25 protein-coding genes are annotated in these 26899 nt (G+C 61.5%); 9 read left to right on the plus strand and 16 right to left on the minus strand.

Going from position 1 to position 26899, the window contains the following annotated elements:
* The first annotated feature begins 5 nt into the window (after positions 1 to 5).
* The 3 genes from ASE80_RS02095 (at position 6) to ASE80_RS02105 (ending at position 4060) form a co-directional block, all read left to right on the plus strand.
* Complete coding sequence (locus ASE80_RS02095; protein ID WP_056857452.1) at positions 6 to 1688, plus strand: J domain-containing protein; 1683 nt, start codon at positions 6 to 8, stop codon at positions 1686 to 1688.
* A 150-nt stretch (positions 1689 to 1838) separates the two neighbouring features.
* Complete coding sequence (locus tag ASE80_RS02100; RefSeq protein ID WP_056857453.1) at positions 1839 to 3089, plus strand: OprD family porin; 1251 nt, start codon at positions 1839 to 1841, stop codon at positions 3087 to 3089.
* Positions 3090 to 3172: 83 nt separating this feature from the next.
* The gene (locus ASE80_RS02105) at positions 3173 to 4060 is read left to right on the plus strand and encodes a polysaccharide deacetylase family protein (protein ID WP_056857454.1); all 888 of its coding nucleotides are present in this window, start codon (positions 3173 to 3175) and stop codon (positions 4058 to 4060) included.
* Between the two features lie 117 nt (positions 4061 to 4177).
* On the opposite strand, the gene pcaC is transcribed toward ASE80_RS02105, so the two are convergent.
* The 11 genes from pcaC to pcaR form a co-directional block, all read right to left on the minus strand.
* Entirely contained in the window at positions 4178 to 4576 is a 399-nt protein-coding gene (gene pcaC, locus ASE80_RS02110; RefSeq protein ID WP_056857455.1) for a 4-carboxymuconolactone decarboxylase, read from the minus strand.
* Positions 4577 to 4802: 226 nt separating this feature from the next.
* Positions 4803 to 5594 carry a 3-oxoadipate enol-lactonase gene (gene pcaD, locus ASE80_RS02115; protein WP_056857456.1) on the minus strand — a complete coding sequence of 264 codons (792 nt, stop codon included), beginning with the start codon at positions 5592 to 5594 and terminating at the stop codon, positions 4803 to 4805.
* A 10-nt stretch (positions 5595 to 5604) separates the two neighbouring features.
* Positions 5605 to 6969, minus strand: a complete 1365-nt coding sequence (locus ASE80_RS02120) for a 3-carboxy-cis,cis-muconate cycloisomerase (RefSeq protein WP_056857457.1) — start codon at positions 6967 to 6969, stop codon at positions 5605 to 5607.
* Between the two features lie 9 nt (positions 6970 to 6978).
* A complete protein-coding gene (locus ASE80_RS02125) occupies positions 6979 to 8274 on the minus strand; it encodes an MFS family transporter (protein ID WP_056857458.1) in 1296 nt (431 codons plus the stop codon).
* 189 nt (positions 8275 to 8463) lie between these two features.
* The gene (gene pcaG / locus ASE80_RS02130) at positions 8464 to 9030 is read right to left on the minus strand and encodes a protocatechuate 3,4-dioxygenase subunit alpha (RefSeq protein ID WP_056857459.1); all 567 of its coding nucleotides are present in this window, start codon (positions 9028 to 9030) and stop codon (positions 8464 to 8466) included.
* Position 9031: 1 nt separating this feature from the next.
* Complete coding sequence (gene pcaH, locus ASE80_RS02135; protein WP_019817832.1) at positions 9032 to 9736, minus strand: protocatechuate 3,4-dioxygenase subunit beta; 705 nt, start codon at positions 9734 to 9736, stop codon at positions 9032 to 9034.
* A gap of 17 nt (positions 9737 to 9753) precedes the next feature.
* Positions 9754 to 10956: a 3-oxoadipyl-CoA thiolase gene (gene pcaF, locus ASE80_RS02140; RefSeq protein WP_169985849.1), complete on the minus strand. Its 1203-nt coding sequence runs from the start codon at positions 10954 to 10956 to the stop codon at positions 9754 to 9756.
* The gene (locus ASE80_RS02145; protein WP_056857461.1) at positions 10953 to 11732 is read right to left on the minus strand and encodes a CoA-transferase subunit beta; all 780 of its coding nucleotides are present in this window, start codon (positions 11730 to 11732) and stop codon (positions 10953 to 10955) included. The genes pcaF and ASE80_RS02145 overlap by 4 nt, the downstream gene beginning before the upstream one ends.
* Entirely contained in the window at positions 11732 to 12589 is an 858-nt protein-coding gene (locus ASE80_RS02150) for a CoA transferase subunit A (RefSeq protein WP_056857462.1), read from the minus strand. The genes ASE80_RS02145 and ASE80_RS02150 overlap by 1 nt, the downstream gene beginning before the upstream one ends.
* A gap of 311 nt (positions 12590 to 12900) precedes the next feature.
* Positions 12901 to 14241: an MFS transporter gene (locus tag ASE80_RS02155; RefSeq protein WP_056857463.1), complete on the minus strand. Its 1341-nt coding sequence runs from the start codon at positions 14239 to 14241 to the stop codon at positions 12901 to 12903.
* Between the two features lie 144 nt (positions 14242 to 14385).
* The gene (gene pcaR, locus ASE80_RS02160) at positions 14386 to 15228 is read right to left on the minus strand and encodes a pca regulon transcriptional regulator PcaR (RefSeq protein WP_017137228.1); all 843 of its coding nucleotides are present in this window, start codon (positions 15226 to 15228) and stop codon (positions 14386 to 14388) included.
* Positions 15229 to 15731: 503 nt separating this feature from the next.
* On the opposite strand from pcaR, the gene ASE80_RS02165 reads away from it, so the two are divergent.
* Together ASE80_RS02165 and ASE80_RS02170 are read left to right on the plus strand one after the other, a co-directional pair.
* Positions 15732 to 15932 (plus strand): hypothetical protein, encoded by a 201-nt coding sequence (locus ASE80_RS02165; protein ID WP_003189295.1) that lies wholly within the window; start codon positions 15732 to 15734, stop codon positions 15930 to 15932.
* 334 nt (positions 15933 to 16266) lie between these two features.
* Complete coding sequence (locus ASE80_RS02170) at positions 16267 to 17742, plus strand: inorganic phosphate transporter (protein WP_056857464.1); 1476 nt, start codon at positions 16267 to 16269, stop codon at positions 17740 to 17742.
* A 201-nt stretch (positions 17743 to 17943) separates the two neighbouring features.
* On the opposite strand, the gene ccoM is transcribed toward ASE80_RS02170, so the two are convergent.
* From ccoM to ASE80_RS02180, 3 genes are all read right to left on the minus strand, one after another.
* Complete coding sequence (gene ccoM, locus ASE80_RS31635) at positions 17944 to 18060, minus strand: cytochrome c oxidase subunit CcoM (RefSeq protein ID WP_017137226.1); 117 nt, start codon at positions 18058 to 18060, stop codon at positions 17944 to 17946.
* 143 nt (positions 18061 to 18203) lie between these two features.
* Positions 18204 to 18365, minus strand: a complete 162-nt coding sequence (locus tag ASE80_RS31075) for a hypothetical protein (protein ID WP_099485822.1) — start codon at positions 18363 to 18365, stop codon at positions 18204 to 18206.
* Positions 18366 to 18466: 101 nt separating this feature from the next.
* The gene (locus ASE80_RS02180) at positions 18467 to 18952 is read right to left on the minus strand and encodes a lipocalin-like domain-containing protein (protein WP_082463547.1); all 486 of its coding nucleotides are present in this window, start codon (positions 18950 to 18952) and stop codon (positions 18467 to 18469) included.
* A gap of 158 nt (positions 18953 to 19110) precedes the next feature.
* Between ASE80_RS02180 and ASE80_RS02185 the strand changes: the two genes are divergently transcribed.
* The 3 genes from ASE80_RS02185 (at position 19111) to ASE80_RS02195 (ending at position 21722) form a co-directional block, all read left to right on the plus strand.
* Complete coding sequence (locus ASE80_RS02185; protein ID WP_056857465.1) at positions 19111 to 19983, plus strand: LysR substrate-binding domain-containing protein; 873 nt, start codon at positions 19111 to 19113, stop codon at positions 19981 to 19983.
* A 90-nt stretch (positions 19984 to 20073) separates the two neighbouring features.
* The gene (locus tag ASE80_RS02190) at positions 20074 to 20544 is read left to right on the plus strand and encodes a RidA family protein (RefSeq protein ID WP_056857466.1); all 471 of its coding nucleotides are present in this window, start codon (positions 20074 to 20076) and stop codon (positions 20542 to 20544) included.
* Complete coding sequence (locus tag ASE80_RS02195) at positions 20541 to 21722, plus strand: aminotransferase class V-fold PLP-dependent enzyme (protein WP_056857467.1); 1182 nt, start codon at positions 20541 to 20543, stop codon at positions 21720 to 21722. The genes ASE80_RS02190 and ASE80_RS02195 overlap by 4 nt, the downstream gene beginning before the upstream one ends.
* Here ASE80_RS02195 and ASE80_RS02200 read toward each other — a convergent pair.
* The gene (locus tag ASE80_RS02200) at positions 21719 to 22060 is read right to left on the minus strand and encodes a hypothetical protein (RefSeq protein WP_056857468.1); all 342 of its coding nucleotides are present in this window, start codon (positions 22058 to 22060) and stop codon (positions 21719 to 21721) included. The genes ASE80_RS02195 and ASE80_RS02200 overlap by 4 nt on opposite strands.
* Before the next feature lie 217 nt (positions 22061 to 22277).
* On the opposite strand from ASE80_RS02200, the gene rapA reads away from it, so the two are divergent.
* Positions 22278 to 25124 (plus strand): RNA polymerase-associated protein RapA, encoded by a 2847-nt coding sequence (gene rapA, locus ASE80_RS02205; RefSeq protein ID WP_056857469.1) that lies wholly within the window; start codon positions 22278 to 22280, stop codon positions 25122 to 25124.
* A gap of 235 nt (positions 25125 to 25359) precedes the next feature.
* Here rapA and ASE80_RS02210 read toward each other — a convergent pair whose 3' ends face one another.
* Positions 25360 to 26706, minus strand: a complete 1347-nt coding sequence (locus ASE80_RS02210) for a spinster family MFS transporter (RefSeq protein ID WP_056857470.1) — start codon at positions 26704 to 26706, stop codon at positions 25360 to 25362.
* Positions 26707 to 26899: the final 193 nt, after the last annotated feature.

Consider the following 26899-nt stretch of genomic DNA (forward strand, 5'->3'; position numbering starts at 1 on the left):
TCCACATGGACTGTTGGACAGTGTTGCAATTGGCGGACGATGCCGACGAACGGACCATCAAGCGCACCTACGCGCGACTGCTGAAAAGCTGCCGCCCGGACGATGATCCAGAAGGGTTCCAGCGTCTGCGTGAAGCCTATGAGGCTGCATTGGGCTACGCACGCTGGCGTGCAGACAACGAAGAGGAAGAGCACGCAACGGCCGTCGTCGAACAGACCGACAGCAACCTCAAGGATTTGGCCGAGCTGATGGATGTCCGCCCATTGAGCCCTGCTGTGTTCGAGGCACCTGCGCCCAAAAGCGCCTACGACCTGGCCGAGTTGATGGACGTCAGCACGCTCAGCCCCGCGCCCTTTGAAGCGCCAAAACCTGACCCGGTCCACGCGTTGCTCACCGGCCTCAACGCCGACAACCTCGATGAGCGCTGGGCCCAGGCCCGGCAACAGGACTGCAGCGACGCCTTCCAGGCGGGCCTGCTGCGCCACTGCTTTGAAGCCCCCGGCGAGCGCAGTGCAATTACCCGTTGGGCGATGCAACATCTGGAATGGCTGACACCCTGGCAACGGGTGGCCATGACGCCATGGCAGCACGACGCACTGACCAGTGAGCTGTTGCAGGAATATCGCCTCAACTTGCAGGAACTGCTGGAGCAGAAGGCCGAGCGCGAGTTCATCACCCAACTGACACACTACAACGAGCAAGCCTGGCTGCGGGTGTTCGATCAGCAGCAACAGTGGCAACACATTATTCTGCAACTGCTGCACGACACCCAATGGAGCGTGCCGCTGTTTGATCGTGTGTGCCAGGCCTTTGGCTGGGACGATCAGAAAGGCGTGTTTGCGGAACCCGCGTGGATGTGGCGCAGCCTGGTGTCGCGTTGCGAGCAGGAAAGCTTTTATATCAGCCTCCAGGACAAAGCCCAGGACACCCGGCGCACCTCCACCGACGCCCTGGCCGCGCGCTTGTTGCTCACGCCCATGACCGCCACCCAACAGATGCGCATCATCGGCAGGTTTGGCCAAAACGAATGGAACGCTTGCCAGCATCTGGGCGAAACCCTGACCTGGCGTTATCCGCAGTTGATCGAACGCCTGCCCCAAAGCGACCTGTTCTTCTGGCGCAAATTCGTCCCACGACCGATTTACGTCCATGTGCTTATCCGGCTCTGGGCGATCTTTGCCTTGGGCGCTGTCCTGAACCTCGTTCAGGTTCAAACCGAAAAGCTGGACTTCGGGGTCGTACTTATCTTAGTGGCGTTGGCGATCTTGCCGGCCGCGGTCTTCTTTCGGATCACGCAGATGTGGGTCGGGATGAGTTCGTCCTTTATCGTTGCGGACGTGTGGCTGAGCCAGTATTTGATCCCTAAGCGCGTCAACCCCAACCAGTATTGGCTGGTGTTACGCCACGGCATCCCGCAATTGGCCATGCTCGTGGTGTGCGGGCTGATACTGGGCATTCTGGGGGCGATTACTTATACCGGGATGCTGCTGATCAACCTGCTGCACAGCAAACGTATCGGCCACATGGGTGAGAAAAGCCTGAAATTTCCGTGGCTCAATGGCCTGCATTGGGCCTTCTGGAGCCCGCTGCAAGTGGTATTCCTGGTGGTGATGGTGGCGGTGATCATCGTCGCGCAGCATTACCTGCCAGTGGTGCCCTGGACCCATATCGAGCTGCCCAAACGGTAACGAGACGCTCGGGCCTGAGCGTATTGCGCAGGCCCGCAACTTGCGTTCGATCATCGCCCACAACCCGCTCTCCCCCACTTTCATCGCCCCCGCACCGCCCCGCACCATGGCCCGCACCTGCATAACCCCAATAACAACAGGTCCAACACCATGAGCACGTTCCGCCCGCGCCAGCTATTGCTGGCAACCGCTGTCGCCAGCCTTGCCCTGCCCGTCGTCGCCGAAGAACACGGTTTTCTCGAAGACGCCAGCGCCAACCTCAACCTGCGCAATTTCTTCTTCAACCGCAATTACACCAACCCGACCAAAAGCCAGGGCGGCGCGCAGGAGTGGACGCAAAGTTTCATCCTCGACGCCAAGTCCGGCTTCACCCAGGGCACGGTGGGTTTCGGGGTGGATGTGCTGGGCATGTACTCACAAAAGCTCGATGGCGGGCGCGGCACCGGTGGCACACAGCTGTTGCCGCTGGACCGCGACGGCCGCCCGGCGGACAACTTCGGGCGTCTTGGGGTCGCGTTCAAGGCGCGGATCTCCAAGACCGAAGTGAAGGTGGGCGAATGGATGCCGGTGCTGCCGATATTGCGCTCGGACGACGGCCGCTCCCTGCCGCAAACCCTGCGTGGCGGGCAGATCACTTCCAGGGAAATCGACGGCCTGACCCTCTACGGCGGCCAGTTCCGCGCCAACAGCCCGCGCGACGACAGCAGCATGACCGACATGTCGATGGTCGGTAAAACCGCCTTCACCTCCGACCGCTTCAACTTCCAGGGCGGTGAATACGCCTTCAACGACAAACACACTCAGATCGGTGTGTGGAACGCCCAACTCAAGGACATTTACAGCCAGCAATACATCAACCTGACCCACAGCCAAGCTGTGGGCAGCTGGACCCTGGGCGCCAACCTCGGGTTCTTCTACGGCAAGGACGACGGCAGCGCCCGCGCAGGCGAGCTGGACAACAAGACCTGGTCCGGCCTGTTCTCCGCCCGTTACGGCGGCAACACCTTCTATGTCGGCCTGCAAAAACTCACCGGCAACAGTGCCTGGATGCGCGTCAACGGCACCAGCGGCGGCACCCTGGCCAACGACAGCTATAACTCCAGCTACGACAACGCCCAGGAAAAGTCCTGGCAAGTGCGCCACGACTACAACTTCGCCGCGCTCGGCATACCGGGCCTGACCTTGATGAACCGTTATATCAGCGGTAGCAACGTGCATACCGGCACCCTCACCGACGGCAAGGAATGGGGGCGCGAGAGTGAAGTGGGCTACACGGTGCAAAGCGGCACCTTCAGGGACCTGAACGTGCGGTGGCGCAATTCCACGATGCGCAGGGACTACAGCAACAATGAATTTGATGAAAACCGGTTGATCGTCAGCTACCCAATAAGTCTGCTGTAAACCAGCGTCGGACTTACTGTATGGTGCGCGCCTGCCGCTGCTGATCCGCCCAGCAGCGGCCTCTATTCGAGCGCATGCACACCATGAAATCCTTCGTCATGCTGGTCCTGGCCCTGAGCCTTTGCGGCTGCATCGGCGCACCTGTCGTCCTGACGCCGCAGACCGAACAGCGCCTGCAGGCTCAGGCGCCGATCCGCTTCCTGCTGACCTTCGACGACGGTCCCAGCGCCTCGGGTTACAACAACCCCAGCCGCTCCGTACTTGCCGACCTTGCGCACAACCCGGTGCTGCCAGGCATCAAGGCGGTGTTTTTCCTGCAGACCGAAGCGTCCCGCTCCGGTGGCAGCCCGCGGGGTCGCAAGACCATGGAGCGCGAATACGCCGCCGGGCATGTGCTGGCGTTCCACACGGCCACGGCGTTTCACACCAACCATCGCTGGCTCAGTGATGCCGAGCTGGAAAGCACCCTCACCGAGGGCGCAGCCGACATTGCCTCAATCACCGGCACCGCACCGACGCTGGTACGCCCGCCGTTCTGGAACTATGACAAGCGCACCTTTGCCGCTTACCAGCGCCATGGCATGCAGGTGTTGCTTACGGACCTGAGTGCCAATGACGGCAAGATCTGGGGGTTCAATGCCAGCCCACGCCGGCGGGCGAATTTGTATCGGCAACTGTCAGTGGTGCGCGAGCGCATTGCCTTGGGCGAACTGCCGACGGTGGACGGTGTGATACCGGTGGTGGTGACCTTCCACGATATCAACCGCTACACCGCCCGGCATTTGCAGGAGTACCTGCAGATCCTGATGGACAGCGCGCGGGTCAACGGCATGAAGGTCGCTGCCGAGCCGTTCTACACCGAGCATGCCGGGCTGGAGCGCGCAGCATTGGCGCGCACGGTGAAGGATGTGAATGAAGCCGTGCATTTGCCGGGGGTGTGGAATTGGGTGTGGGATGCGGATTCACACTAAGCTTGCACACACAGAAGGTTTACTGTGGGAGCTGGCTTGCCTGCGATGGCATCACCTCGGTTTAACTGACAAACCGAGTTGCCTGTATCGCAGGCAAGCCAGCTCCCACATTCAGGCTCAATCCTGCTGGCGCGACTCCACGCCCAGCTCATCCCACACTGACTCGGCCAGGTGGAACGTCGCATTCGCCGCCGGTATCCCGCAGTAGATCGCGCTCTGCATCAGCACTTCCTTGATCTCGGCGCGGGTCACACCGTTGCTGGCGGCGGCGCGCAGGTGCAGCTTCAACTCTTCACTGCGGTTCATGCCGATCAACATGGCGATGGTGATCAGGCTGCGGGTATGCCGCGGCAGGCCGGGGCGGGTCCAGATATCACCCCAGGCGTGGCGGGTGATCATTTCCTGGAACTCGCTGTTGAACTCGGTCAGGGCATTGAGGCTGCGGTCGACATGGGCGTCGCCCAGCACTTCGCGGCGCACTTGCAGGCCATCGGCATAACGTTGTTTCTCGTCCACAAAAACTCCTTAAACAGTTGATAGAAGCCCGATCACTTGTGGCGAGCAGGCTTGTTGTGGCGAGCAGGCTTGCCCTGCGTTGGGCTGCGAAGCGGCCCCACAACCTGGCGATGAGGTTCATCTGGAAGAACGGGGTGACTGTATCAGGGCCGCTTCGCGCCCCAACGCAGGGCAAGCCTGCTCGCCACAACAATCCATCTGCAGAACAAGCAGGCTTGCCACAGGTTTAATCAGCCAACAGGAACGCCAGCACGCGGTCGCTGAACGCCGCGCCGGCTTGTACGTTAGAAAGATGCGCCGCATAGAACTCGGCGTACTCGGCGCCCTTGACCTGGTTCTGGATAAAGCGGCTGCCGGCCGGCGGCGTGACGGCATCTTCGGTGCCGGCAATCGCCAGGGTCGGCACTTTGATCCTGGACAGTTGCTCGCGCAAATCCGCATCTCGTACGGCTGCGCAGTTGGCGGCATAACCTTGAGGCGATGTGGCGGCGAGCATGTCGGTGATCTGCTGGGCCTGGTGCGGGTTGGCGGCGGCGAAATCGGCGGTAAACCAGCGCGCAATCGACGCATCGCGCAATGCAACCATGGCCGCCGCGCCGTCGCGCAGCACCATCTCGATACGTGGGTTCCAGATTTCCGGCGTGCCGATCCTGGCGGCGGTGTTACACACCACCAGACGCAGCAGACGATCACCTGCGTGAATACCCAGCCACTGGCCGATCAGGCCACCCATCGACAGCCCGCAAAAATGCGCGCGTTGGATACCCAGCGCATCCAGCAGCGCAATCACGTCACGACCCAGTTGCTCAATGCTGTACGGGCCCTCGGTGACCAGGGATTTGCCATGCCCACGGGTGTCGAAACGCAGCACGCGAAAGTGCTGGATGAAGGCCGGGATCTGGATGTCCCACATATGCAGGTCGGTGCCCAACGAGTTGGACAGCACCAGCACCGGCGCGCCCTCAGGCCCGTCCAGTTGGTAATGCAATGGGCCATCGGCCAGTTGTACAAAAGCCACAGCGGTCTCCTTACGCGGTCAATGCAAAGTGTTCGGTTACGGCGCGGGTGACCCAGGTGTGGGCCTGGCCCAGGTAATGGGCCGGATCGAGCAAGCGGTCCAGCTCCGCCGTCGACAACTCGGCGGTGACCTGCGCTTCATCCGCCAGCACTGCGCGCAGATGGCGTCGTTCGGCGACGGCGCGTTTACAGCACTGCTCCAAAAGATGGTGAGCGGTCTCGCGGCCCAGGCGCTGGGCAAGCACGATACTCACGGCTTCGGCCAGCACCAGGCCTTGGGTGAGGTCGAGGTTGTGCGCCATGCGCTCGGGGTCGACCTCCAAGCCTTGGCTCACCAGCAGCGCCTGTTTCAAGGCACCCGACACCAGCCGGCAAATCTCTGGCAGGGTTTCCCACTCGGCGTGCCACAGGCCCAGGCTGCGCTCATGCTCCTGGGGCATGGCGCTGAACATCGTCGCCACCAGCCCCGGCACGCGGGTGGCCGCGCTGATCAACACGGCGGCGCCGACGGGGTTGCGCTTGTGCGGCATGGTCGATGAGCCACCCTTGCCTGGCGCCGACGGCTCGAACACCTCCGCCGCTTCGGTCTGCATCAACAGGCTGAGGTCGCGCCCCAGCTTGCCGAGGCTGCCGGCGATCAGGCCGAGCACGCCGGCAAACTCCACCAGTCGATCACGTTGGGTGTGCCAGGGTTGCTCGGGCAGGCCCAGTTGCAACTCCGTCGCCAAGGCCTGCGCCACCGGCATGGCGTGCTCACCGAGTGCCGCCAGGGTGCCGGACGCGCCACCAAACTGCAGCACCAGCAAACGCGGCTTCAGCTCGGCCAGGCGCTGGCGACTGCGTGTGACCGCGCCCAGCCAACCGGCGATTTTCATTCCGAGGGTGACCGGCGTCGCATGCTGCAGCCAGGTCCGCCCGGCCAAGGGCACGTCGGCATAACGCTGGGCCTGGGCAGCAAGCACCTCGCCCAATTGCGTCAGGTCCGCTTCAATCAGCGCCAACGCCTGGCGCAGTTGCAACACCAGCCCGGTGTCCATCACATCCTGGCTGGTCGCGCCCAGGTGCACGTAACGTTCGGCGCCGGCATCTTCAGCGCCAATCAATTTGCCCAAGGCCTTCACCAGCGGAATCGCCGAATTCCCCGCCGAGGCAATCGCCTCACCGAGGGCGTCCACATCGTAAAGCGACGCCAGGCACGCCTGGGCAATCGGCGCGACGGCGGCTTGGGGAATCAACCCGACCCGGGCCTCGGCCCGGGCCAGCGCCGCTTCGAAATCCAGCATGCCCTGCAAACGTCCCTGGTCGCAGAACACTTCGGCCATGCTGTCAGCGGTGAAGTAAGCGTCGAACAGTTGATTGCTCGTGCGCAGTGTCATAACTCATCCCTAGAGGTCGTGGTGTAGATAAGCCGCCTGTTTGGGCAGACGCAGGCTGAACAGGAAGGCGACCGCCATCATCGCGGTGACGTACCAGTAAAAGGTATTTTCCATGCCGATGGATTTCAGGCTCAGCGCGACAACTTCAGCCGAACCACCGAAAATCGCATTCGCCACCGCATAGGCCAGGCCCACGCCCAGTGCGCGCACCTGCGGCGGGAACATCTCGGCTTTGACCAGGCCGCTGATCGAGGTGTAGAAGCTGACGATCGCCAACGCCAGGGTGATCAACACAAAAGCCAGGAACGGGCTGGTGACGGTTTTCAGGGTCAACAGGATCGGCACGGTGAACAGCGTGCCCAGGCCTGCGAACCACAGCATCGAATTACGTCGACCGATCTTGTCCGCCAGCATGCCGAACAGCGGCTGCATGCACATGTACAGGAACAGCGCGCCGGTCATGATGTAGCTCGACGTCTTGGCGTGCATGCCCACGGTGTTCACCAGGTATTTCTGCATGTACGTGGTGAAGGTGTAGAAAATCAGCGAGCCACCGGCGGTGTAGCCCAACACGGTGATGAACGCTTTGCCGTGGTCGCGGAACAACGCGACGATGCTGCCGGCGTCTTTGTCTTCACGCATTTCCTTGCTGGTGGTTTCTTTCAAGGTGCGACGCAGCAGCAGGGAGATCACCGCAGCAATGGCGCCGATCACGAACGGAATCCGCCAGCCCCAGGCACGCAGTTCTTCTTCAGTCAGGATCTGTTGCAGGATCACCACCACCAGCACCGCCAGCAATTGGCCGCCGATCAGGGTCACGTATTGGAATGAGGCAAAAAAGCCGCGCTGGCCCTTGAGTGCCACTTCGCTCATGTAGGTCGCCGTGGTGCCATATTCGCCCCCCACCGACAGGCCCTGGAACAGGCGCGCCACCAGCAGCAAGGCCGGCGCCCAGGCGCCGATATCTTTGTAGGTGGGCAAAAAGGCGATGACCAGAGACCCGGCGCACATCATCAGCACCGAGATCATCATCGAGTTTTTACGCCCGTGCTTGTCGGCCACTCGGCCAAACAGCCAGCCGCCGATGGGGCGCATCAGGAAGCCGGCAGCAAATACACCGGCGGTGTTGAGCAGTTGGACCGTGGGGTCGTCCGAGGGGAAAAACGCCGGGGCAAAATAGATCGCGCAGAAGGCATACACATAGAAGTCGAACCATTCGACCAGGTTGCCGGAGGAGGCCCCGACAATCGCAAAAATCCGTTTGCTGCGTTCTTCTCCGGTGTAGTGACTCGTTGTTGTTGTCATGTTTTTTTACTCAGTGGGAACGGTTATAGCCTAGACATACTTTGCAACAACCATGTTCCGCAAGCAGACTTTTGCATAGGTGCGGCCTTGAGGGCGCCATCGCAGGCAAGCCAGCTCCCACCTTTGAACCTGTTCACAGTTCAAAATGTGGGAGCCGGGCTTGCCCGCGATGGCGCCCGCCGGCTCAACTCAGTAATCGAAGAACACCGTTTCCTTGTCTGTGCCCTGCAAAATCACATTCCACTGATGCACACCTTGCGCATCCGGCTTGGCAATCAACGTAGCGCGACGCTCCGCAGGCACACAGGCCAGCAACGGGTCATCGCTATTCAACGCTTCACCGTCGAAATAGATCCGCGTCAGCAGGTGTTTCACCAAGCCACGGGCAAACACCAGCACCACCAGATGCGGCGCCTGGGTCGTGCCTTGCAGGCCCGGCACACTGCCCGGCTTGATGGTGGTAAACCGAAAACGCCCTTCAGCGTCCACCGGCACGCGGCCAAACCCTTCGAAGTTGGGGTCGACGGCCTTGGCCTGCTCGTCTTCGGGGTGGTCGTACTTGCCGGCGGCATTGGCCTGCCAGACTTCCAGCATGGCGTCGTTGACGACATCACCGTTGCCGTCCACCACTTGCCCGCTGATTGCCACGCGCTCGCCCAAGGTGGCCGGCACGGTCAGGTCTTCGCGGTTCAGCCAGGTCAGGCCGATGTGGTAATACGGCCCGACGGTGTGGGACGTGGTCGCATTGAGGGTCATCTCATTTCTCCATCGGCGTGGCGTCGCGGCCGCGCAAAACGATGTCCCAGCGATAGCCGAGGGCATAGGACGGAATGGTTTTTTCCAGATCAAAACTGGCGATCAGCCGCTGCTTGGCGCTGGTGTCCGGCACGCAGTTGTAGATCGGGTCGTATTCCAGCAGCGGGTCACCGGGGAAATACATCTGCGTGACCAGCCGCGTCAGCACGCTGGGGCCAAACAGCGAGAAGTGGATATGCGCCGGGCGCCACGCGTTGTGGTGGTTGCCCCACGGGTAGGCGCCGGGCTTGATGGTCTGGAACTGATACCAGCCGTCGGCGTCGGTGACGGTGCGGCCGGTACCGGTAAAGTTCGGGTCCAGCGGCGCGTCGTGCAGGTCGCGTTTGTGGTTGTAGCGACCGGCGGCGTTGGCCTGCCAGATCTCCACCAGAATGCCCGGCACCGGCAGGCCGTTTTCATCCAGCACACGGCCGTGGATGATGATGCGCTCGCCCTGGGGCTCGCCTTCGTGCTGGGCGGTGAGGTCGTTGTCCTTCTCGTTGATCCGCTCGGCGCCGATGGTCGGGCCGGTGATTTCCGACAGGGAATGGGGCAGAAACACCAATGGCTGGGACGGCGAACGCAGGTTCGTCGACTGGTAGGCCGGGTGCAGGTAATCAGGTTGGGTGCCCGCTTGCGGGCGCCGGTAACCGGGCTTGTCACTCATGGAGCAATCCTCTCTTATCAGATGCGTTCAATCGCCAGGGCCAGGCCTTGGCCGACGCCCACACACATGGTCGCCAGGCCTTTGCGGCCGCCGGTTTTCTCCAACTGATGCAGTGCCGTCAGCACCAACCGCGCGCCGCTCATGCCCAACGGATGGCCAAGGGCGATGGCGCCGCCGTTCGGGTTGACCTGCGCGGCATCGTCGGCAATCCCCAGTTCACGCAGCACCGCCAGGCCTTGGCTGGCGAAGGCTTCGTTGAGTTCGATCACGTCAAAGTCGGTGACCGCCAAACCAAGGCGCTCCACCAGTTTGCGCACCGCCGGCACCGGGCCGATGCCCATTACACGCGGCGCAACGCCGGCGCTGGCCATGCCCAACACGCGAGCGCGGGCGGTGAGGCCGTGCTTTTTGACCGCTTCGGCAGACGCCAGAATCAGCGCCGCCGCACCGTCATTCACGCCCGACGCATTGCCGGCGGTGACGGTTTTATCCGGGCCATTGACCGGCTTGAGTTTGGCCAGGGCCTCCAGGGTGGTGTCGCGTGGATGCTCGTCGTGCTCCACCACGGTCTCGCCTTTTTTATGGGCGACGCGCACCGGCACGATTTCTTCAGCAAAGAACCCGGCGGCTTGCGCGGCGGCGGTGCGTTGCTGGCTGCGCAGGGCGAAGGCGTCCTGATCGGCGCGGGACACGTTGTAGTCGTCGGCGACGTTATCGGCCGTTTGCGGCATCGCATCCACGCCGTATTGGGCCTTCATCAACGGGTTGATAAAACGCCAGCCGATGGTGGTGTCTTCCAGTTTCATGTTGCGCGAAAACGCCGCGTCAGCCTTGCCCATCACGAACGGCGCACGGGACATCGACTCGACGCCACCGGCAATCGCCAGCTCCATTTCGCCGCTGGCGATGGCGCGGAAGGCCGTGCCGATCGCGTCCATGCCCGAGGCGCACAGGCGGTTGAGGGTCACGCCCGGAATGCTTTGCGGCAAGCCCGCCAACAGCAACGCCATACGCGCGACGTTGCGGTTGTCTTCACCGGCCTGGTTGGCGCAACCAAGGAACACTTCGTCGACCGCGCTCCAGTCCACCGACGGGTTGCGCTCGATCAGTGCCTTGATTGGCAACGCTGCCAAGTCATCGGCGCGCACCGTGGACAAGCCACCGCCGAAACGGCCGATGGGCGTGCGGATGGCATCACAAATAAAGACGTCGCGCATCAGGCTTCTCCCGGTGCTTGGCCGTGGGCGGCGGCAGTGCGCGCTTCGAGATCACGCAGCGCGGTCAGCTCCACCTCGGTCGGCTCGGCGGTGGTGCTTACGTGGTCGGCAAAACGAATCGCCCAACCGGTGGCCGCCACCACTTGCTCACGGGTGACGCCAGGGTGCAGCGCGGTGACCACGAACTCATGGCTGCCCTCCTCCGGCTCCATGGTGCACAGGTCGGTAATAATCCCAACAGGGCCGGCGCCAGGCAGGCCCAGGCGTTTGCGTGAGTCACCGCCTTCGCCGTGGCCAACCGAGGTGATGAAGTCCAGCTTGTCGACAAACGAGCGCGCCGACTGCTTGAGGATGATCAACACGCTCTTGGCGGAGCCGGCAATCTCCGGCGCGCCACCGGCACCCGGCAGGCGCACCTTGGGTTGGTGATAGTCGCCCACCACGGTGGTGTTGATATTGCCGAAGCGGTCGACCTGGGCGGCGCCTAGAAAGCCGACGTCGATGCGCCCGCCTTGCAGCCAGTAGCGAAAAATCTCACCGGTCGGTACGACCGTGTCGGCGGTTTCCGCCAGTTCGCCGTCACCGATCGACAGCGGCAATACGCTTGGCTTGGCGCCAATCGGGCCGGATTCGTAAATCAGCACCACGTCCGGCGACGAGGTCAGGCGTGCCAGGTTGGCGGCCTTGGAAGGCAAGCCGATGCCGACAAAGCATACCGAGCCGTTCTTGAGGCGGCGCGCGGCGGCGACGGTCATCATTTCATTGGTCGAGTAAGCCATTACTTGGCCTCCTGCGCGTGGGCCAGCTTGGCCTGGAATTCACTGAAGTCAGCGGTGCCGTGGATGTATTCATCGATCCACGCGGTAAAAGTCCCACGGTCACGGGCGATGGGGTCCCACGCCTGATAGAAGCGGTTGTCGCGCTCGTTGTAGCCATGGGCGTAGGACGGGTGTGCGCCACCGGGTACGTGGCACACCGCAGTTAAGGCCCAGGTCGGCAGTACGCAGCTGTTCATCGGCGCATTCAGGTCATCGACGATTTCTTCGACGGTGACGATGCAACGCTTGGCCGCCAGGGCCGCTTCCTTCTGCACGCCGAGAATGCCCCAGAGCAGCACATTGCCCTTGCGGTCGGCCTTTTGTGCGTGGATCACGGTGATGTCCGGACGCACCGACGGCACGGCCGCCAGCACTTCGCCGGTGAATGGGCAAGTCACGGTCTTGATCAGCGGGTTGACCTTGGGCAGGTCGGAACCGGCGTAGGCGCGCAGCACCGCAAACGGCAGGCCGGAGGCACCGGCGACGTAGGCATTGGCCAGGTCGGCGTGGCTGTGTTCTTCGATCTCCAGCGGATGCGGCCATTGCTTTTCAACGGCATCACGCAGGCGATGCAGGGAGCCCACACCCGGGTTGCCGCCCCAGGAGAAAATCAACTTGCGCGCGCAGCCGGCACCGATCAACTGGTCGTAGATCAGGTCAGGCGTCATGCGCACCAGCGTCAGGTCTTTCTTGCCCTGACGAATGATTTCATGACCTGCCGCCGTAGGGATCAGGTGGGTGAAGCCTTCGAGGGCGACGGTATCGCCGTCGTTCACGAAGCGCTTGACCGCATCACGCAGGGTGAGAATTTCAGCCATGGGGTTGGGCTCCCGGTGTTGATCGAAAAAGGCGCTGAGGTGGCGCCGAAGTGCTTGAAGATTAAGCCGGGCAAATGGGTCAAACAATCCGATAATCGACTCAGCGTTCGATTATCGAACGGATTGTTGTCTAGCTAATCGTTTGCGAAAGGTCGCTCAGTCTGAGGGTCTGGCTTATGTGGGAGCTGGGGTGCCTGCGATGCAGACACCTCGGTCTGTCAGGTAAACCGTGGTGATGCAATCGCAGGCAAGCCAGCTCCCACAGAAGCCAGCTCCCACACAATTTAGCGCCCACTTGAATCGCGCGGGTATCAGGTAGCATCCGCATGGCTGACCATGCCCTTGATCACCACGGCAGCCGTGGCCAACGCCGCCGGAATCACCAGCGCCGTCAGCACTTGTTCGAAGTTCCAGCCCAGGCCCAGCAAGGTGGCGCCCATCCACGCGCCAAGGATCGCGCCGAAGCGGCCGATGCCGAGCATCCACGACACACCGGTGGCGCGGCCCTGGGTCGGGTAGAAGCGTGCAGCCAGGGACGGCATGGCCGATTGCGCGCCGTTGACGCACATCCCGGCGATCAACACCAAGGTCGCCAACAGGGTGATATTGCCCAGGCTCTGCCCCACGGCGTAGGCAAACACCCCGGCCAGCAGGTAGAACGTGCCGATAACCTTGTGTGGGTTGAAGCGGTCCATCGCCCAGCCCACGCCGACCGCACTGAGCACGCCGCCAAACTGGAACAACGCACCGATAAAGGCGGCCTGTTCCATGCTGGCGCCGCTGTCGCGCATCAGGGTCGGCAGCCAACTGGTCAGCAGGTAAACAATCACCAGGCCCATAAAGTAGGTGAGCCACAGCAGCAAGGTGCCGGCGCTGTAGGTGCCGGAGAAGATCACCGCGAACACGTTGCGGGCCTTGACGGTTTTTTGCTCGGGCACGCTGAAGCTGCTCGCCTGGGCAACGATCGTGGGTTCGATGGGTGACAAGGTCTTGCGCACCTTGTCGGTGCCACGGTTGCGCACCACCAGGTAACGCGCCGATTCCGGCAGCCAGACCAGCAGCACCACCGCCAAAATCAACGGCAGGATGCCACCGATCAGCAACAGGCTATGCCAGCCAAACGCCGGGATCAGCTTGGCCGAGATAAACCCGCCGCCGGCCATGCCCAGGTTGAAACCGCAGAACATGCTGGTCACCAGCAACGATTTGTGGCGCTCGGGGGTGTATTCGGACAGCAGCGTCGTGGCGTTCGGCATTCCCGCGCCCAGGCCCAGCCCGGTCAGGAAGCGCAGCACCAGCAACTGGTCGACGTTGGTGCTGTAGGCCGAGGCCAGGCTGAATGCACCAAACACCAGCACCGCACTCACCAGCACTACTTTGCGCCCGAAACGGTCCGCCAGCGGGCCGGAACCGAGTGCGCCGAAGACCATGCCGATCAGCGCGGCGCTCATCACCGGGCCGAGGCTGGCGCGGTCGATGCCCCAGTCCTGGGACAGCGCAGGCGCAATAAAGCCCATGGCGGCGGTGTCGAGGCCGTCGAGGAAGACAATCAGGAAACACAGAATCACCACGCGCCACTGGTAGCGCGACAGTGGCTGGGCGTTGATAAAGGACTGCACGTCCAGGGTGGTACCGACAGAAGGCTGATTCATTATTTTTATTCCACACCGATGGCGGGCCAACGACCTGCGGTCGTCATTATTATTGGGCGGCTCTTCAGAGCGCTGCCGCACAGTAATAAGTCGGGGGAAACAGCGTCAATTGATCAAGCCGGGATCTGTGCGGTCACCGAACACTTAGGCAAACAGTTGCGCACTCAGCTCGCGGCTGGCGCTGAGCATGCTCGGCAGGAAACGCTGCTCCAGCTCGCTGCGGCTGACGCGCCCGGCGTGGGTGCTGACATTGAGCGCAGCCAACACCTGGCCGGACGCGTCGTACACCGGCACGGCGATGGAGCGCAGGCCCTGTTCCAGCTCCTGATCGACGATGCACCAGCCTTGTTGACGCACTTGTTGCAGGCATTCAAACAAGGCTTCGGGCGTGGTCAGGGTACGGCTGGTCTTGGTTTGCAGGTCGGCGTGGTCGAGATAGTCCTTGAGCGAAGCATCGTCCAGCGCCGCCAGGAGGATGCGCCCCATCGATGTGCAATACGCCGGCAAACGCCCGCCCACCGACAGGTCCACCGAGATCAGGCGCTGGGTGGTGGCCGAGCGGGCGATATAAAGGATGTCGTCGCCTTCCAGGGTCGCCATGTTGCAGGCTTCGTGCAATTGCTCGCTCATGCGGTCCAGGTACGGCTGGGCCGACACGGCCAATGGCGTGGAGGACAAATAGGCATGCCCCAGGGTCAGGACCTTGGGCAGCAGTGAGTAGGTGCGCCCATCGGTGGTGGCATAACCGAGTTTGATCAAGGTGTGCAGGCAACGGCGCACGGCGGCGCGCGGGATTTCGGTGCGATGGCTGATCTGGGCGATGGTCAGGTGACGCTTGCGCTCCTGAAACGCCTGCACCACCGCCAGGCCTCGGGCCAGGGAGGTCATGAAGTCCGGATCACCGGTAAATGCCTGGATACGTTTGGCCGGTGAGGCCACGATCGGCGGCGCCACTGACGCGAAGGAGTTGCGCAATTGATCGTTCATTTCAAGGGTCCTTTCTCTTGTTCTCAACCGCTGGGAGGGTTGGCCGCCATTACAAGCCGCGCCGGTCGGGATGTACAAGGCGGTGCCCGCAACATTGGGCGATTATCGGACGATCATGCGATTATCGCAATTCTCCTGGTGGAACCCGACAGCCGAGATGACCACTACAGTAATGTGCCCAACGCCCAGGACTCACACCGCCATGTAACAAAAGCCTCACACGAAGTTGACGCTTTTTAACTTAATGCTGATAGTTTTATTCAAACGCGCCGCTATAATGCAGCTTGTGCAGAGGTCAGCCCGGTTTCATTATCATCGGGAGTGGAGCTCACCAGGCGATGCGCATTGCAGGCATCACCGGTCACACATACCTGTTTATAAGATCTGCCCTTTGGTCCTTTTCAAACTTGAATGGTTTTACTGTTCAATTTCAAACAACCCGAGGACGACTTTCAGGCATGACGCTGCACCGTCAATACATTCAACTTAAATTAGGTAACACTGTGACGAAAGACGAACTGCGCGCGGAACTTGAGCGCCAGGAACAACGTTACAAGGACGTTTACGGCGGGGAAGTCACCACCTACGCCGCGCAACCTGAACCCGAGCGCAAACCCTGGCGCAAACGGGCCAGTTTGCTGGATCAGGCATTTGCCCAGGAAATTCAAAAGATTGAACAGGAACTCAAAACCGAAGAGCCCTAAGCCCTTCGCTCAGAGTTTCCAGGGTTTTGCTGTCTCTGCTGGCTCACCGCCGGCGGAGGGCACCGCGCATTGACACACCATTGGTCAGCGTCCTGCTGCTGCCAACGAAATTTCATACAAATGTTTCAGACATGACGTTTGCATGACCAATCCGTGTCTTTTCGGCCCCGCACTTTATAAATCAAAGACTTGCCAAAGCCCCGAAAACCCTGGGATGCGCCGCGTTGCCCGGTATTTTTTCAGTGAAGATTGTTACCGATGAGCAGCTAATGCATCGATTACTGAGGTTTTCTGGCATAATCGCGCCCCCTTACGACCGGGTCAGAAAACCTTCATGATCGATTTATTCAGCGGACTGGATGCTTGGGTTCTAGTGAGCCTGTTGCTCGCCCTGGCCTTTGTCCTCGCCTTCGAGTTCATCAATGGCTTTCATGACACCGCTAACGCGGTGGCCACAGTCATCTACACCAAAGCCATGCCGCCGCACCTGGCCGTGTTCTTCTCCGGGGTGTTCAACTTCCTCGGCGTGTTGCTCGGTGGTGTGGGTGTCGCCTACGCCATCGTGCACTTGCTGCCGGTGGAGTTGCTGATCAATGTGAACACCGGCCATGGCCTGGCAATGGTCTTCTCTTTATTGGCGGCAGCGATCACCTGGAACCTGGGCACCTGGTACTTCGGTATCCCGGCCTCCAGCTCCCATACCTTGATCGGCTCGATCCTCGGTGTCGGCCTGGCAAATGCCCTGATCAACGACATCCCCCTGGCTGACGGTGTGAACTGGCAGAAAGCTATCGATATCGGCGCTTCCCTGGTGTTTTCGCCGATGGCCGGTTTCCTGGTCGCAGCCCTGGTGCTGATCGGCCTGAAATGGTGGCGCCCACTGTCGAAAATGCACAAGACCCCGGACCAGCGCCGCAAGCTTGACGACAAGAAGCACCCGCCGTTCTGGAACCGTCTGGTATTGGTGATCTCGGCCATGGCCGTGAGCTTCGTGCACGGCTCCAACGATGGCCAGAAGGGCATCGGCCTGATCATGCTGGTGCTCATCGGTATCGTACCGGCGCAGTTCGTACTCGACCTGGGCAGCACCACTTACCAGATTGAACGTACTCGCGACGCTACTGTGCACTTGAGCCAGTTCTACGAGCGCAATAACGCCACCCTCGGTGAGTTCCTGGCACTGGGCAAAAGCGTCAAGGACGACCTGCCGGGCAAGTTCCAGTGCAACCCGCAGCAGACCGAACCGACCATCAATGCGTTGATGGACACCTTGAAAGGCGTTTCCGACTACCACTCGCTGACTGCCGAGCACCGCATTGAAGTGCGCCGCTACCTGCTGTGCCTGGACGATACCGCGAAGAAAGTCGGCAAGCTGCCGGGCCTGGATGCGCGTGAGAAGTCCGACCTGGACAAGCTGCGCAAAGACTTGACCGCCACCACCGAATACGCCCCGTTCTGGGTGATCCTCGCCGTCGCACTGGCCCTGGGCCTGGGCACCATGGTGGGCTGGAAGCGTGTGGTACTGACCATCGGTGAGAAGATCGGCAAGCAAGGCATGACCTATGCCCAAGGCATGTCGGCGCAAATCACCACGGCGAGCATGATTGGCCTGGCCAACATCTTCAGCCTGCCGGTGTCGACTACCCACGTGTTGTCGTCCGGCGTGGCAGGCACCATGGTCGCCAACAAAAGCGGGCTGCAAGGTGGCACGGTGAAGACCATCCTGATGGCCTGGGTGTTGACCTTGCCGGCAACCGTGGGCCTGTCGGCCGGGTTGTTCTGGCTGGCGTCCAAGGCATTGGGCAGCTGATAGGCTGCGGCTGAAAAAGAAGGCGCGATCCTGATGGGGATCGCGCCTTTTTTTATCCCACAACTACAGGTACGGGACGCAGAGCGTCCTCGGCGGCATTCCCACGCGGAGCGTGGGAACGATCACATTAAATAACGGGCAAAAAAAAGGGCGACCGAAGTCGCCCAAAATGCCTTGCGTGCTCATGTAACCCAGAAGAACTTACGGTTCTTTACGCTTATTAGCGTCCTTCCAGATAAAAATCCCGAACCCTACAAAAAACAGCACCATGAGGCTGACAGTCAGCACCCCGGCAAATACCACATTATCGAAAAACATGACCGGCCTCCTGCTCATGCCCTGTTGCGATAGGGCTAAGTTAATGGAGAAGGCGGATTGGAAAATTGACGGGGATCAATGTCGCCCGCAACGGGGCGTAAAGAAGGGCAATAACTGACCTGCATCAACAGATGCAGGTTGTTTCAACGCTTTTTCGGTTTGTTCTTCGACTTCTTCCTGGTTTTGCCTAAAGGCATCGCCTGCTCAAACGCCTGGCGCACTTCGTTCAGGCGTTTGTCATTCAGGTCATGCACACGCTTGGCGCGTTCGGCATTCAGGTCAATCAGCTTGTCGTCATCACTCATGGCTGGGCATACGTCGTGGCGGGAATGGCTCAATAATGCGGCCTCTCCCGCTCGACGGCAAATACCAGGGTGAAAATCCTCGTACTTCCCTCTCCTGGCGCTTATTTATCCCGCTCAAAGGTAATGATGGAACGGGTAGTCCCCGGCCAATTCGGCATTTGGCGCCAGGGCGTCAGCACTTCCAGCGTGTCGCCCCTGACCTGAAAATCACGGCATTGCACCGTCCCCACCCACGCCGGATTCCAGGCAGAATCAACCTCTGTGCACCATTGATTGCCTTCGACCCGCTCAATACCGGTATAAGCCACCAGCGTATTCAACAGCGCTGATTTTTCAGCGTCGGAAGCGCCGGGCTTTCTTCCCTCACCGGTCAACACGAAAGCCACTCGATGATCCGCGGTAAAAATAACGCGCCCGGAAGGACGGCTGCCCATTGCCGGGATTTTCTCACGCGTATCCTGGGATTCAACCTGATAGCCGACCAGCTTCCAGGCCCCGACCAGCGGTGACTCATTCGCTGCTGCGCCCGCGCAAAGGCCCATTGAAACAGCCAACCCGATCACATTGGCCTTTATAAGGTTTTTCATCGCTCTACCGTCTCAAAAAAGACACAGAGCTTTGCGTACAGCTGCCCGAGGAGATGTAGGGCATATCCCCAAACTACGACAGGAGAATCTGCGGGCGACAAAAGGAAGCACATCGCCCAAAATCGACACTTTCCCACTTACCCTGTAGGCGCATTCAGTTGGCACTGCACAATGACCTTCCGCCGCTGCTGGCCCTGCGCGCTTTTGAGGCGGTGGCGCGGCACTTGAGTTTTATCAAGGCCGCCAATGAGTTGTCGGTTACCCAGAGCGCACTCAGCCACCAAGTGCAAAAGCTCGAACAGTATCTGGGCAAACCACTGTTTATCCGACGCACCCGCGCGATTGATCTGACCGCCGACGGCCAACACTACTACGACGAAATTCGCCCGGCGCTCGACATGATTGCCGCCGCCACCCGCGCGCAGAAAGTCGCCCCCACAACCACAGTCCTGCGCGTAGGCCTGCTCGCCTCGTTTGCCACTCTGTGGCTGGCCCCACGCCTGGCCGGGTTTCTCAATCGCTACCCGCATATCCAGGTGGAACTGCTGCCAGCCATTCAATTAGCCAATGTCGCCGCCGCCGAGGTCGACCTGGCCATTCGTTATGGCAAGGGCGATTGGCCCGATGTGCAGGCCACGCGCTTGATGGCGGAAGTCATTTCACCGGTGTGCAGCCCGGCCTTCAAGGCCAGCCAACTGCACAACGCGCCCTTGTTGATGGCCACCTCGCACCGCCCTTTCGAGTGGACGGATTGGTCGGCGCACTATCAGGTCAACCTCGACCACCACCCCCGCGTGCTGCTGCACGATTACAACATCGTGGTCGAGGCCGCCGTGGCTGGCCAAGGCATCGCCATGGGCCGTCATCGCCTGATAGCGCGCAGGCTCCAGGACGGCAGCCTGGTGGAAGCATTCGACTGGCCGCCCTATCACAGTGAAATCGGCTACTGGCTGATCGCTCCCCAAGGCCCGGCCAGCGAAGCCGTCGAATGTTTCAGCGCCTGGCTAAAGGAAGCTTGCTGCGACACTTGAGTTATTTCGATACGTCCCGTGAGATCTATCCGTTTGTCGCCCCTCACTGCGTCCAACATGCTCACCCCTCTTCACCCAAGAGGATTCAACATGAGCGACTCCATCCGCCAACGCGTACAAGCCCTTGGCCTGACGCTGCCAACTCCCAGCCAACCCGCAGCCAATTACATCAACCACGTCACCAGCCAGAACCAGCTGTTTATCTCCGGGCAAATTCCCATGCTCGACGGTAAACCTGCCTGCATCGGCCGGCTGGGCGAATCCCTCAGCGATGAAGAAGGTGCCCAGGCAGCAGAGCTGGCGGCGTTGGGCTTGCTCGGCCAGTTAAGCGCTGCCGTCGGCGATGACCTGTCGCGTGTGGTGCGCATTCTCCGTTTGGGTGTGTTCATCGCCAGCAGCGGCGATTTCACGCGCCAAAGCGGGGTTGCCAATGGCGCATCCAATCTGGTGGTCAATGCCCTGGGCGACAAAGGCCGGCATGTGCGCACCGCCGTCGGCGTGTCGAGCCTGCCCGCCGGCGTCGCCGTGGAGGTGGACGCCATTTTCGAGTTGCAGCCGTGAGCCCGCTGGAAATTCAACACCTGCGCGACGCCACACCCGGCTGCCAATCGGGCATCGTGCACTTTAACCATGCGGGTGCCTCGCTGCCGAGCCAAGCCACCCTCGACGCGATCATCGACCAGTTGCAGCGCGAAGCCCGCGATGGCCCGATGGAAGCCGGCGAGCATGGCGCGATCCTGGTGGAAAAAGCCCGGCGCACAGCTGGGCAATTGCTCAATGCGCCCGCCGCCTCGATGGCCTTTGCCAGCAGCGGCTCAACCGCCTGGAGCATGGCGTTCCAGGCCTTGGGGCCGTGGCAGCCGGGCGACCGCATCCTGGTGGGCCGCCATGAATGGGGTGGCAACCTGGCGAGTATGCAGTTGGCCGTGCAAGCGGGTGCACGCGTGGAGGTCATTCCCTGCGATGCGACCGGCGCAGTCTGCCCGCTGGCGCTGGAAGCGATGATTGATACCAACGTCAAGCTGATCGACCTGACCTGGCTGCCGGCCAATGGCGGCCTGATCAACCCGGCCCAGGCCATCGGCGAAGTGGCCAGGCGCCACGCAATCCCCTACTTCATCGACGCCGGCCAAGCGGTCGGCCAATTGCCGGTGGATGTGCAGGCGTTGCACTGCGATGTGCTCAAGTCCGCCGGGCGTAAACACCTGCGCGGGCCGCGTGGCACGGCGCTGTTGTATGTGCGGCCGGACTTTCTGCAACGCCTGAACCCCGCCCAGCGCGACGTGTTCTCGGCGCCCTGGACCGCTGAAGGGTTCGACCTGCGTAACGATGCCCGCCGCTTTGAAACCAGCGAAGTGTCCTACGCCTTATTGGCGGGGTTGGGCAATGCGTTGCAGGAAGTTAACCGACTGGGCGTGGAGCGGACATGGGATAGAGTTTTGCAGCTCAGCGGAAGAATCCGCGACGCGCTGCGTCAGATTCCGGGCGTTTCCCTGCACGATCTGGGCACGGTTCACTCAGGATTGATCGCCTTCAACCTCGCCGGCTGGGAGGCGTTTGAACTCAAACGTCGGCTGGGGTTGCAGCGCATCAACATCGGCGCCAACGGCGTGGCCTACACGCCGCTGGATATGCAGGCGCGGGGGCTTACAAGCATCGCGCGGGTTTCCGTCAGCCCACTCAACACCGAGCATGACATCGAGTTGCTGATCGCCGCGCTGCGCGATTTGCGCGATTAAACCTCGACGTCCACCCATAGTCCCTGGCGCGGCGCATCTTCGATCAGCGGCACCACCGGCACGGTGTTGTCGGCATTGAGTTCATCACCGGGGACCGCCAGATGCGCCTCGGGGTCTGCATCCGCTTCGCGCCGGCGTTTCTGTTGCTCCTGCTGACGGCGTTGTTCTTCGCGCAACAGCAGGGTCGACTGCTCGGCATCGCCCTTTTTCAGGTCGATGGTGCTTTCGTTGGAGCCGGCCTGCACGGGCACCACGGGCGGGATGTCCGGCTTCTGGCGCACCGGATCAAGTTGCGACGTGACCGGCACAACGCTCAAGGGCAGTATGGGTGGCAGCATGGTTTTTAGTCTCCTATTGCGCAGACTGTCGGCTGCGGGAGGGGCGACTTGAGTGCCAAGCCCCCAACTTGTGAACCAATCGTCATCTATCCGACGAACCTGTCGCCCTTTTTCTTGCCGCTTGTAGCTTAAAGCTTGAAGCTGTAGCTATTCCTTTTGGTCTGGAAGCCGTGTTCCGTTAGAATAGTCGGCTTTTTCACGGCGGGAGTCAGGCAGCATGGCGCAGCAGTATCAACCGGGGCAACGCTGGATTAGTGACAGCGAAGCAGAGCTGGGGTTAGGCACCGTTCTGGCACAGGACGGGCGCTTGTTGACCGTGCTCTATCCGGCCACTGGCGACACTCGTCAGTATGCGCTACGGAATGCGCCCCTCACTCGTGTGAGGTTTTCGCCGGGTGACAGCATCACCCATTTCGAAGGCTGGAAAATGACCGTACAGGAAGTCGACGACGTCGATGGCCTGCTGGTCTATCACGGCCTTAACGGGCAGAACGAGCAGGTCACCCTGCCGGAAACCCAACTGTCGAACTTCATCCAGTTCCGCCTGGCCAGCGACCGTCTGTTCGCCGGGCAGATCGACCCGCTGGCCTGGTTTTCGCTGCGCTACCACACGCTGGAACACACCAGCCGTCAGTTGCAGTCCTCGCTGTGGGGCCTGGGCGGCGTGCGTGCGCAACCTATTGCTCACCAACTGCACATTGCCCGTGAAGTCGCTGACCGTATCGCGCCACGGGTATTGCTGGCCGACGAAGTGGGCCTGGGCAAGACCATCGAAGCGGGCCTTGTGATCCATCGCCAGCTGCTGTCGGGCCGCGCCAACCGCGTACTGATCCTGGTACCGGAAAACCTCCAGCACCAGTGGCTGGTAGAAATGCGCCGTCGCTTCAACCTGCAGGTTGCGCTGTTCGACGAAGAACGTTTTATCGAAAGCGATGCCACCAACCCGTTCGAAGACACCCAGCTGGCGCTGGTGGCTCTGGAATGGCTGGTGGACGACGAAAAGGCCCAGGACGCGCTGTTCGCCGCCGGCTGGGACCTGCTGGTGGTCGACGAAGCCCACCACCTGGTCTGGCATGAAGAAAAAGCCAGCCCGGAATACGCGCTGGTCGAGCAACTCGCCGAAGTGATCCCAGGCGTGCTGCTGCTGACCGCCACCCCGGAACAACTGGGCCAGGACAGCCACTTCGCGCGCCTGCGCCTGTTGGACCCGAACCGCTTCCACGACCTGCACGCCTTCCGCGCCGAAAGCGAGAACTACCGCCCGGTGGCCGAAGCCGTGCAGGAGCTGCTGGACAAGGGCCGCCTGTCGCCAAAAGCGCACAAGACCATCCAGGGTTTCCTCGGTGACGAAGGTGAAGCACTGCTCACCGCCGTCAACGATGGCGACACCGAAGCCAGCGCGCGCCTGGTGCGTGAGCTGCTCGACCGCCACGGCACCGGCCGCGTACTGTTCCGTAACACCCGCGCCGCCGTGCAGGGTTTCCCGGAGCGCAAGCTGCACGCCTACCCGCTGCCGAACCCGGACGAGTACCTCGAACTGCCGCTGGGCGAACACGCCGAGCTGTACCCGGAAGTCAGCTTCCAGTCGCAGCCGGATGTTGAAGAAGAAAACCGCTGGTGGCGCTTCGACCCGCGCGTCGAGTGGCTGATCGACCAGCTGAAAATGCTCAAGCGCACCAAAGTGCTGGTGATCTGCGCCCACGCCGAAACCGCCATGGACCTGGAAGACGCCCTGCGCGTGCGCTCCGGCATTCCGGCCACGGTGTTCCACGAGGGCATGAACATCCTCGAGCGTGACCGCGCCGCTGCCTACTTCGCCGATGAAGAATTCGGCGCCCAGGTGCTGATCTGCTCGGAAATCGGCAGTGAAGGCCGCAACTTCCAGTTCTCCCACCACCTGGTGCTGTTCGACCTGCCGTCGCACCCCGACCTGCTGGAACAGCGGATCGGCCGCCTGGACCGGATCGGCCAGAAGCATGTGATCGAACTGCACGTGCCGTACCTGGAAACCAGCCCGCAGGAGCGCCTGTTCCAGTGGTACCACGAAGCGCTGAACGCGTTCCTCAACACCTGCCCGACCGGCAACGCCTTGCAACATCAGTTCGGCCCGCGCCTGCTGCCGCTGCTGGAAAACGCCGACGACGGCGAGTGGCAAGCCCTGATCGACGAAGCGCGTGCCGAGCGCGAGCGCCTGGAGCAGGAACTGCACACCGGTCGCGACCGCTTGCTGGAGCTCAACTCCGGCGGCGCGGGTGAAGGCGATGCGCTGGTGGAAGACATTCTTGAGCAAGACGACCAGTTCGCCCTGCCGATCTATATGGAAACCCTGTTCGACGCCTTCGGCATCGACAGCGAAGACCATTCGGAAAACGCACTGATCCTCAAGCCCAGCGAAAAAATGCTCGACGCCAGCTTCCCCCTGGGCGACGACGAAGGTGTGACCATCACCTACGACCGCAACCAGGCGCTGTCGCGTGAAGACATGCAGTTCATCACCTGGGAACACCCGATGGTGCAAGGCGGCATGGACCTGGTGCTGTCCGGCTCGATGGGCAACACCGCCGTGGCGCTGATCAAGAACAAGGCGCTCAAGCCAGGCACCGTGTTGCTCGAACTGCTCTACGTCAGTGAAGTGGTTGCGCCGCGCTCGCTGCAACTGGGCCGCTACCTGCCACCGGCCGCCTTGCGCTGCCTGCTGGATGCCAACGGCAATGACCTGTCCGGCCGTGTGTCGTTTGAAACTTTGAACGACCAGCTGGAAAGTGTGCCACGCGCCAGCGCCAACAAGTTTGTGCAGGCCCAGCGCGATCAGCTCACGCCACGCATCAATGCTGGCGAAGAGAAGATCACCCCGCGCCACGCCGAGCGTGTGGCCGAGGCCAAACGCCGTCTGGCAGCCGACACCGACGAAGAACTGGCGCGCCTGACCGCGTTGCAAGCGGTCAACCCGACCGTGCGCGACAGCGAGCTGGTGGCGCTGCGCAACCAGCGCGAGCAAGGCCTGGCCATGCTCGACAAGGCGGCGCTGCGGTTGGAGGCGATTCGGGTGCTGGTGGCGGGTTGATCAACATGCGGGCCTTTGATCGTTCCCACGCTCTGCGTGGGAATGCCGCCCTGGACGCTCTGCGTCCGCTCCTAGAAGCATGACGCAGAGCGTCACAGGATGCATTCCCACGCGGAGCGTGGGAACGATCAATTGGCCTGGAGGGCCTCATCGCAGGCAAGCCAGCTCCCACATTTGAAGGTATTCACAATCAACATGTGGGAGCTGGCTTGCCTGCGATGGCGTCACCTCGGTCTCATGCTGTCGCTGCCCCAGCCGGCACCTCAACCGCCCCCAGCCCATCCTTCATCTTCTTGGCATCGCGCACAAAACTGCGCGAGGCCTGGAACAGAAACAGCATGGTCAAAAACAGCGCCACCGGAATCAGGTACATGGCGTCGTGCAACCCCACCGCTTTATACGCCTCGGTCATCTGCGAGGCGCCATCGGCATACATTGCCGAATGGGCAAAATGATCTGACAGGCCGCCCACCACCACCGGCCCCATACCACCGCCAAGCAAGTACAAGCCGGCAAAAAACAGTGCCATCGCCGTGGCGCGCAGGCGCGGCTCAACCACGTCCTGGATCGCCGTGTACACGCAGGTGTAGAAGTTATAGGCAAACAACCAGCCCACACTGAACAGCGCCACAAACACGCCAATCTCAATGCGCCCGACATGCAAGGCCCAGGCAGTGGTAATGGTCGAGATAATCAGGCTGCACGCGGCAAACAGCAGCCGGCCGTTGGCGACCCGCTGATGGATCTTGTCGGCAATCCAACCGCCCAGGGTCAGGCCCACCAGCCCGGTGATGCCGACAATGACGCCAGTGGCCACCGCGGCGTCCTGCAACGGCATCAGGAAATAGCGCTGCAGCATCGGCACCAGGAACGAGTTGCACGCATAGGTGGCGAAGTTAAAGCACAACCCGGCCAGCACCAGCCACAGGAAGGTCGGTACTGCCAGGACACGACGAATCGGGCGGTCGACGCGCTCCTGGGAGACTTGCACGGTTTCCGCCGCGCCGCGCTTGGGTTCCTTGATATAGAACATGAAGATCGCGAGGATCAGCCCCGGCACAGCGGCGATAAAGAACGGTGCGCGCCAGCTGTCGAACGCCTTGACCATCGCGCCAATGGTGAAGAACGCCAGCAGCAGGCCCAACGGCAAGCCCAGCATGAAAATGCCCATGGCGCGGGCGCGGCGGTGAGCGGGAAACAGGTCGCCGATCAGCGAATTAGCCGCCGGCGCATAGCTGGCTTCACCGATGCCGATGCCCATGCGCACCAGCAAAAAGGTCCAGAAACTGCCGACCATGCCGTTGACCGCCGTCAGCCCGCTCCAGGCAAACAGACCCCAACCCATCAGTTTGCTGCGTGAACCGGTATCGGCCAGGCGCCCGAGTGGCAGGCCGGCGATGGCGTAGACGATGGTGAAGGCGGTGCCGATGATACCGAGCTGGAAGTCGCTCAAATGCCATTCCATGCGGATTGGCTCGATGATGATGGCGGGAATGGTGCGGTCGAAGAAATTGAACAGGTTGGCGAGAAACAGCAGGAACAGAATGCGCCAGGCATTCGCCGCTTGGGTCGAGTTCTGCATGGGTCCGTCTCTTTTATTGTTATGAGAGCTGCGATGCCCGATGCATCCTGCCCGGTACCTGCAACATAATCAGGCCGGACACGCTTGTCTGTAATGATTCGTAAAGCTGATAGGGCATGATTTCACCCGCAACCGCGGGACTTTCCCTACGAAAATATAAGTTCGCGCCCCCCTTCCCAACCGCCATGGCACG

Origin of the sequence: Pseudomonas sp. Leaf15, from assembly GCF_001421425.1 — a bacterium.
In the GTDB taxonomy this organism is placed as follows: Bacteria; Pseudomonadota; Gammaproteobacteria; order Pseudomonadales; family Pseudomonadaceae; genus Aquipseudomonas; species Aquipseudomonas salomonii.

Bases quoted from the DNA above. Each gene is read 5' to 3' on its own strand.
- pcaG (WP_056857459.1), bottom strand. From the start codon at position 9,030: ATGACCCTCAATGCGACCACGTCCCACACCGTCGGGCCGTATTACCAC.
- ASE80_RS02125 (WP_056857458.1), bottom strand. From the start codon at position 8,274: ATGACAACAACAACGAGTCACTACACCGGAGAAGAACGCAGCAAACGG.
- ASE80_RS02095 (WP_056857452.1), top strand. From the start codon at position 6: ATGGACTGTTGGACAGTGTTGCAATTGGCGGACGATGCCGACGAACGG.
- rapA (WP_056857469.1), top strand. From the start codon at position 22,278: ATGGCGCAGCAGTATCAACCGGGGCAACGCTGGATTAGTGACAGCGAA.
- pcaH (WP_019817832.1), bottom strand. From the start codon at position 9,736: ATGAGTGACAAGCCCGGTTACCGGCGCCCGCAAGCGGGCACCCAACCT.
- ASE80_RS02105 (WP_056857454.1), top strand. From the start codon at position 3,173: ATGAAATCCTTCGTCATGCTGGTCCTGGCCCTGAGCCTTTGCGGCTGC.
- ASE80_RS02145 (WP_056857461.1), bottom strand. From the start codon at position 11,732: ATGGCTTACTCGACCAATGAAATGATGACCGTCGCCGCCGCGCGCCGC.
- ASE80_RS31075 (WP_099485822.1), bottom strand. From the start codon at position 18,365: ATGAGTGATGACGACAAGCTGATTGACCTGAATGCCGAACGCGCCAAG.
- ASE80_RS02120 (WP_056857457.1), bottom strand. From the start codon at position 6,969: ATGACACTGCGCACGAGCAATCAACTGTTCGACGCTTACTTCACCGCT.
- ASE80_RS02190 (WP_056857466.1), top strand. From the start codon at position 20,074: ATGAGCGACTCCATCCGCCAACGCGTACAAGCCCTTGGCCTGACGCTG.
- ASE80_RS02155 (WP_056857463.1), bottom strand. From the start codon at position 14,241: ATGAATCAGCCTTCTGTCGGTACCACCCTGGACGTGCAGTCCTTTATC.
- ASE80_RS02180 (WP_082463547.1), bottom strand. From the start codon at position 18,952: ATGAAAAACCTTATAAAGGCCAATGTGATCGGGTTGGCTGTTTCAATG.
- ccoM (WP_017137226.1), bottom strand. From the start codon at position 18,060: ATGTTTTTCGATAATGTGGTATTTGCCGGGGTGCTGACTGTCAGCCTC.
- ASE80_RS02100 (WP_056857453.1), top strand. From the start codon at position 1,839: ATGAGCACGTTCCGCCCGCGCCAGCTATTGCTGGCAACCGCTGTCGCC.
- ASE80_RS02210 (WP_056857470.1), bottom strand. From the start codon at position 26,706: ATGCAGAACTCGACCCAAGCGGCGAATGCCTGGCGCATTCTGTTCCTG.
- ASE80_RS02150 (WP_056857462.1), bottom strand. From the start codon at position 12,589: ATGGCTGAAATTCTCACCCTGCGTGATGCGGTCAAGCGCTTCGTGAAC.
- pcaR (WP_017137228.1), bottom strand. From the start codon at position 15,228: ATGAACGATCAATTGCGCAACTCCTTCGCGTCAGTGGCGCCGCCGATC.
- ASE80_RS02200 (WP_056857468.1), bottom strand. From the start codon at position 22,060: ATGCTGCCACCCATACTGCCCTTGAGCGTTGTGCCGGTCACGTCGCAA.
- ASE80_RS02170 (WP_056857464.1), top strand. From the start codon at position 16,267: ATGATCGATTTATTCAGCGGACTGGATGCTTGGGTTCTAGTGAGCCTG.